A 6,954-nucleotide genomic window follows, 5' to 3' on the forward strand; every position below is an offset into this window, starting at 1 on the left:
CATAAGATATTTTGAAAATCTAGTTTTCTAAAATAAAAAACTCCCGCAAAAACATACGAAAGCATCTGTTTCTACAAGAGTTTTCTATTCTAAAAAAAGGGAAAAATCAGCATCAGCCTCTCTTTCCCCTCTTCTTAAACACTATGAGATTTCATCTTACAGTTCTCAGCTATAACCGTCAACATTTTTTCTAAAACTGCCATCCATTGAACTTAAATGTTGTTGGTGATACGTTCTCAGGATCATAGCGTTTTAACATTTCTTCATACCGTTCTTTATAATCATTGTCAATTTCTGCCTGTGGGATTACTTTACTTGCCTCATGAAGGAAGTGGAAGGAATCTCTTCCCATCTCTTGTCCGCGGCGTGTATGTTTATCCAAAGCCACATCCGGAATCTCCGGAAGCTCTCCCATGGCAAATCCTTTGATACAGATATTTTTCAGTAAGTCACTGGATCTGTCTTTCTGTGACTGAACGAGATAACGGATCGCATGAATAAAGTAGATCGGGCGGTCTCCGTCTGCATAGTCAAATTCTTTTCTCATTTGGAACAGACTGTTCACTACAACTGCCGCCATCGGATTTCCCATTCCAATATCTTCTACGGAAATCGTAAGGAGTCGTCTCCACATCTTCTCTTCTAACTCCGGTGATGTAATATACAACTCATATGCGAACTTGCATGCGTCTTCTTCATTTGCACGTCGGATACTTTTCTGTAATGCTGAAATCACTTCATCACAGCAATATCCATTCCGTGTTGTGATCGACTGCCACGGATCATACATTGTCTTTTTTACCATTCGAAATCATCCTCCTCTTCGGCCTCTTTTGTTTCTTTTTCTACTGCCTGTTTTTCATATACCTTAAAGAATGGGTAATAAATCAGCACACTCAATGCGATACATAAGAACATAAAAATTACATTTCTAAAATCCATTCCGGACATCCATCCTTGTATAAAAAATGGAATAAAGGAAGGGTCTGCAATATATCCTGGTGTAATCCATCCAAATACCTGCGCATAATATCCAAGTACAACACAAATAGATGGTGTGAAAATATATGGAATTGCAAGCACTGGATTGTAAGTCATCGGCACTCCAAATGTAATCGGCTCATTGATGGAACAGATTCCCGGCACAATAGATATTCGTGCAAGCGATTTCAGCTTTGCGGATTTTGATTTCCACATCAGCAAGATCAAACCGAGTGTTCCTCCGGCTCCTCCAAGCATTGCGTAGCGGAATAACTGAAGGTTCATCGGATTGGTCGGTGCAAGCCCTTCTGCTACAAGAGCTGCATTTGCTCCTGTTCCAGCAAGTCCAATCATAAATACGATTGAAAATACAACGGATGTCCCATTGATACCAAAAAACCATAAAATATTTGAAAACATAATGATTCCGGCATACACCCAGATATTATTTCCGACATCGATCGCAGGTGTAAGTAAGCTCATGATCGCCTCTGGAATAGATTTTCCGATCAAAGAGATTAAAATCAGATTGATGCCATATACAATAACAATATTTACAAAAAGTGGAAGCAATGAGTTTACAAATGTAGCAACCATACTTGGTACCGATGCTGGAAATTTAACCTTAATTCCCAGTTTGTCCACCATACGGTTAATCTCAACACATACAAAACTCAGCACCAATGCAATAAACAATCCATCGCTTGTCAGATACTGGGATGTAATTGCTGAAATCGCAGCATCTTCTCCCACCGGAACTTGAACCACTTTGGAACATACAAGTAAAAATACGGACATGGACATAATACCATTGACCGCCGCATTCATCTTGTAACTCTTTGCCAAACAATAGGCAACCGAAAATGCAGTCATCAGTCCAAGCATTCCAAATGTCATATTGTATGGCGCAAGAATCCATTCGCTATTTGCTACTGCCCACTCTTTCCAATTAATTAAAAAACGGATAAAAAGATTGGTCGTATTCATATCTACCGTTTCTAAATTAATCGGAGGATTATTCAAGATCATAAAAATAGAACCAATGACAAGCAATGGCAGTGTCATCATCATACCATTGGACAATGCCTGCAAATGTCTTTGATTACCCAGTTTCGCCCCCAAAGGAGATAAATATTTTTCCAAAAAACCTGTGAATTTTTTCATAAGTATATATCCTTTGCCTCTCCGTTTACTCTTTTATTTCCCAACTGCTCTCATCATTTTGATTGCAGTTTTTAAAACTTTCTCTCCATTCATCATTCCATAATCACCTGAATCGATCACTGCAATCGGAATTCCTGTCTTTCCATATTCTTTCACTGTCTGATCGTACAGATATTTCACCTGTGGTCCGAGCAAAATACAATCTGGATGTTTTGCTGCGATGATCTCTCCGATCTGCTCATGTGGAAATGCTGCGACTTCCATATCTAATTGGTGTGAATTTGCAACTTCCTGCATCTTTGCAGCCAGCATACTTGTTGACATCCCTGCACTACAAAATAAATACACTTTTTTCATATCTTTTTCCTCTCTTTTATGCTTCTTTTGCTTCTAAAACGGAAATTCGTCTGTAAGCATCCATCAATTCCACTGCCAAAATCTTGCACGTCTCCGCTGCCATCAACTGATCCTCCGCATGGATTAACAATAAATTTGGTGTTTGCTCCATCTCTCCGGCGGCTTCCTTATGGATCAGATCTGCATGAACCTTATGTGCCTGCAAAAATGCATCTCCACCTTCTTTGATCAACTTCTCCGCCTCTTCATAGTTTCCTTGTTTTGCTGTTTGAATCGCTCCCATATAAGCACTTCTCGCTTCTCCCGCAAAAGAAATAATCTGAAAACAAACCAGCTCAAGTTCTTCCATCTTCTGCACCTCCTAACCTTTACTTAAAGTATATCGTAGATTTTTTTATTTTCTTCCAATGTTTCTTCCTAGTATTAGGAAATGCTGTCTGTTTTTAGAAACATGCTGCCCCCTACAAAAGTGTATTCACAAAGCTCTGGTAATCCTGAACCTCCAAAAGTCTCGCAAATTTCTCAGGATTGGAAACGATATCATCCAGCCAGTCAAAGAAAATCTTTAAAAAATTTCTATTTTCTTCTGTGATTGCCAGCAACAGCACAAATCGCACCTCATAACTCCCCCATTGGACCGGCTGCTTTAAAATTGCAGTGCTGATTGCAGAATGAATTGTCTCCTGATGAGACATATTGTGCGGTATTGCAAAACCATGAAAAAAAGAGGTTGGAGAAAGACGTTCTCTTTTCAGTACTCCCTCCTTAAAATTTTCTTTTACATACCCACGGGCATACAGTTTGTCACACATATCCGATATAATCTTTTCCGGTTCTTCTACTGCCATATTTGCTGTAAAAAACTCTTCTCTGATCAGATTCAAAATAAAAAACTGAAAATTATTTCTATAACGGATCTGATCTAATCTATTCAATGTCTGAAAAACAGCTGCTTCATCTGTATGAGCAAAAAACATCGATATTTCTGTTGTCTCAATATCCAGCGCATGTGCCACTGGTTGTGTCGTCAGTATCAAATCAAGATTTTTCTCCCTGATCAGTGATTCTTCAAAATAGCTCATACAATCCACAATTTCCATACGATCCTGAAAACGGTTCACGATTTTCTGTATGCACAAATCCTTTACTGTCTGATTGTGAGGACATATTAACAAGCATCTGTATTTTCGTCTTAAATTTGCTCTTTCATATGCGGAGCCAAGATGTAATGCAATAAAAGAAATCTCATTCTCACTGATGATGATATTCAAATGTTCTTCCATAATCTTGCATACCCACACGCCCATCTCAAAAATGAGGGGATATTTTCTCTTCACTTCTTCCAGACATGTATGATCAATCTCAACATTTGCATAGTGTCTTTTTAATAAGGAAACTGTATGTACTTCCAGTCCAAGTCTGAATTCACGATCTTCACTGAAATCAATATCAAAATGTTCCCGAATCTCAACGATAATATGCTGTACCAAATCCGAAGCTAATCCTTGTAGCTGTTCTTCTTCACAATATCCTTTTCTTTTTCCATGTTCCAAATAAATGGCAAAATCACAGATCTCTGCCTCCCGAACTTGTAAAGACAGTCTAGCGCCGATTTTTTCAAAAAAATGTCGGGAAATTTCATATTCCTCTCTTCCATATTTCCCCTGCTGCTCTTCATCCTCTTTTAAAAAATGACAAGCAAAATTCCTTTCCAAAATCACTCCTACATGGATCAATAAAGTAGGAATCCTTACTTCATTCATTTGATAATGAAATTCCTCAAAAATATCTTTTAAAATCTCCTTTACTTTTAGGAGATCAAAGCGCATAAAATTTTCTGCAACTTTATTTAAATTCCACAGATTGCCGCTGATCTTATAAGAGATTAACTCTTCATATAAATGTCTCTTTTCCCGTTCTTCTCCGGAAAGTTGCAGCATATTACTTTGACGGATTACCTTTAAGCCTTGATAATTGTCCAGTAATTTTCGGATTTTATTCATATCATTTTCCAGTGAAAACTCTGAAATACACATCTGGTCTGCTAACTGATATATATTTACCTGATTATGCTCCACCAATGTTTTCAGGATCAGCCATCTTCTTTCTTCCCCTGTCTCCGGAATTTCCTTTTTTGTCTCTTCTGTAAATCTTTTTACTTTTTCTCCCTGAATCCGGTATCCTTTCCGGATATTAGATTCAATCATCGTATCTGCGTAAAACTCATTGATCGCAGCAATATCATTGCGGATTGTCCGATCAGATACATTCAATAATTTTGCAAGATCTTTTCCTACGATCCAATCCTTTTGATTGTTCATGATGGTCATAATCATATTTTGTCTTTTGGTCAGCATGGGCACCCTCCCGTTCTCTCTGAGATCATTAGATCATTCTCATTCATCTCTTCCATGATATCGGGTCGGAGAAGTGCTGTCAATGTACCAAGTAGCTCATTTGAATTCTCTATCTGTACTCCTGCGAATTTAAAAAGTGATTCTAAAAATAGAAAAAGTCCATAATATCACTTTTTCAAAATGATATCACAGACTTTTTCTTAAAATCTTTTTAGGGTCAGGATATGTGCCTACTAGCATCCCGAAGAACATACCGGTGAACCATTTATTCTAGTGCTGCCTTGACCTGCTTTACGTACCTTTACTCTTATGTATTTCATTCTCACTCGCCTCCTTTCAAATGAATAACCTGATCATAATATTTCTGTGTATTTTCTTTCATATTATGAGTAATCAGGATTGTTGTATATTCTTCTGTTTCTAACAATAATCGCTCGATAATAGCTACGTTTTTTATATCTAATGCAGACGTTCCCTCATCCACTACAAAAATTCTTTTCTTTTGTAACAATGATCGTGCAATCGCTAATCTCTGCTTCTGACCCCCGGAAATATTTTTCCCATTATCTCCGAGCATGGCATCCAAACCGCCTTTCTCCGTTAAAAACTCTCCCAGATTAACCATATTAAGCACATCTTTTAACTGAACATCTGTATATCCACTATCTCCCAAAGTTAAATTAAAACGAATTGTATCATTAAAAATATAAGCCTCCTGACTAATATAGGCAATCTGTTGAAATATAGAGTCTTTGTTATACGCCTCTTTACTGATTCCATCAAAAAGAATTTCTCCCGTATAATTATCATTTATCCCTATCATTGCCTTAAGCATAGATGATTTTCCAACGCCACTTTCTCCTATAATTGCATACTTCTTTCCAATTTTAAAACAATAATTTTGATGGTCCAGCACAATATGATTGTCGTATTTAATCTGTAAATTTCTTACTTCAATGCTATTTTTAATTTCTGGACAAGTTGTCCGGTTGTCTTCGGGCATATTTTTTGGAAATTTTTCAAATATTTTTCCGCTGCTTTTTAAAATTACCAGATTGGAAAAAATGCTATTGATCCCATTTAAAAAACGATTACTGATATTTGCAACTGAAAATACTGCTCCTATTCCAACTATTTTTAAAAATGCAAGCACCGCGGTGAGACAACAAGTTACTCCTTCTAAAATTCTAAAAATTGCCACACTATACATTCCCATTTTTGCTGAACGTCTGAGAAGTATTTTCTTTTCTTTTTCTAAAGCTATCGAGATTCTATTATTCTGTTGAATAAATTGCTCTCTTCGATGTGCTGACACAAAACTTTGAAATCCTGACAGTGTATCATGGATTTTCTGAGAAAATTTTTCATTAATCTCAGAAATATTAAGTGTACTTTCTGTAATACTCTTTTCAAAAAATTTCGGAACAAAATATAAAATTACCGTACTAATAATACATGTAGCTAAAATAAGCGGATGCATATAGAATAATGCCACAATACTAAATAATACTGTACTAACTGCTTCACAAATTAAAAAGAAAGAAGAAAAACACTTATCCTCAATCTGGTGAATATCATTTGTCAGCCATGAAGCATATTCCCCCGGTTCTTTCTCTTCATATCTCTGGTATTCCATATGAGCGAGGGAATAAATTAGTTTTCCTTTCATCTCATTGTTAAAACATTCTCTCACTCCTGCTTCATAGCGATCTGCAAAGTATGCCATGATAACAGAAAATACTCTGATTAAAATCATATAAACAGAAAACCTTACTGCCCCTTGAATATCTGATGCTGTCACAATATCATAGTACCAGGCTAATGTATAGCCGGCATAAATATCAGCACCGGCTGCGGCAATAATCAATAAAATCAATATTACTGTCTTTTTCTTATACTTCAATACCAGTTGTTTGAGATTCATCTTTCATACTCCATACTTTTGCATTTGCTAATCTACATAATCCATCTGCTTTTTCTCTTATATTGCCATTTTCAAGTTGACACTCCCCACAGCTAAAGCAGGGGGATTCTTGCTTCAACCACTACTGCATTGGAGATAATACCATGCGGTATTTCAATGTCTTACACAGTG

At 36.8% G+C, this 6,954-nt stretch carries 6 protein-coding genes; all 6 read right to left on the reverse strand.

Features of this window, described 5'->3' with window-relative positions; translation table 11 throughout:
* Nucleotides 1-190: 190 nt before the first annotated feature.
* Nucleotides 191-805 (reverse strand): AAA family ATPase, encoded by a 615-nt coding sequence (locus tag EDD74_RS12740; RefSeq protein ID WP_008977684.1) that lies wholly within the window; start codon nucleotides 803-805, stop codon nucleotides 191-193.
* The gene (locus tag EDD74_RS12745) at nucleotides 799-2,145 is read right to left on the reverse strand and encodes a PTS sugar transporter subunit IIC (RefSeq protein ID WP_008977685.1); all 1,347 of its coding nucleotides are present in this window, start codon (nucleotides 2,143-2,145) and stop codon (nucleotides 799-801) included. Before EDD74_RS12745 ends, EDD74_RS12740 begins: the two co-directional genes overlap by 7 nt.
* A gap of 33 nt (nucleotides 2,146-2,178) precedes the next feature.
* Complete coding sequence (locus EDD74_RS12750) at nucleotides 2,179-2,502, reverse strand: PTS sugar transporter subunit IIB (RefSeq protein ID WP_008977686.1); 324 nt, start codon at nucleotides 2,500-2,502, stop codon at nucleotides 2,179-2,181.
* A gap of 16 nt (nucleotides 2,503-2,518) precedes the next feature.
* A complete protein-coding gene (locus tag EDD74_RS12755) occupies nucleotides 2,519-2,851 on the reverse strand; it encodes a PTS sugar transporter subunit IIA (protein WP_116441113.1) in 333 nt (110 codons plus the stop codon).
* 112 nt (nucleotides 2,852-2,963) lie between these two features.
* Nucleotides 2,964-4,859: a BglG family transcription antiterminator gene (locus tag EDD74_RS12760; RefSeq protein WP_116441112.1), complete on the reverse strand. Its 1,896-nt coding sequence runs from the start codon at nucleotides 4,857-4,859 to the stop codon at nucleotides 2,964-2,966.
* Between the two features lie 322 nt (nucleotides 4,860-5,181).
* Nucleotides 5,182-6,783 carry an ATP-binding cassette domain-containing protein gene (locus tag EDD74_RS12765; RefSeq protein WP_116441111.1) on the reverse strand — a complete coding sequence of 534 codons (1,602 nt, stop codon included), beginning with the start codon at nucleotides 6,781-6,783 and terminating at the stop codon, nucleotides 5,182-5,184.
* Between the last annotated feature and the right edge of the window lie 171 nt (nucleotides 6,784-6,954).

The sequence above is a fragment of the Faecalimonas umbilicata genome, assembly GCF_004346095.1.
Taxonomy (GTDB): Bacteria; Bacillota; Clostridia; order Lachnospirales; family Lachnospiraceae; genus Faecalimonas; species Faecalimonas umbilicata.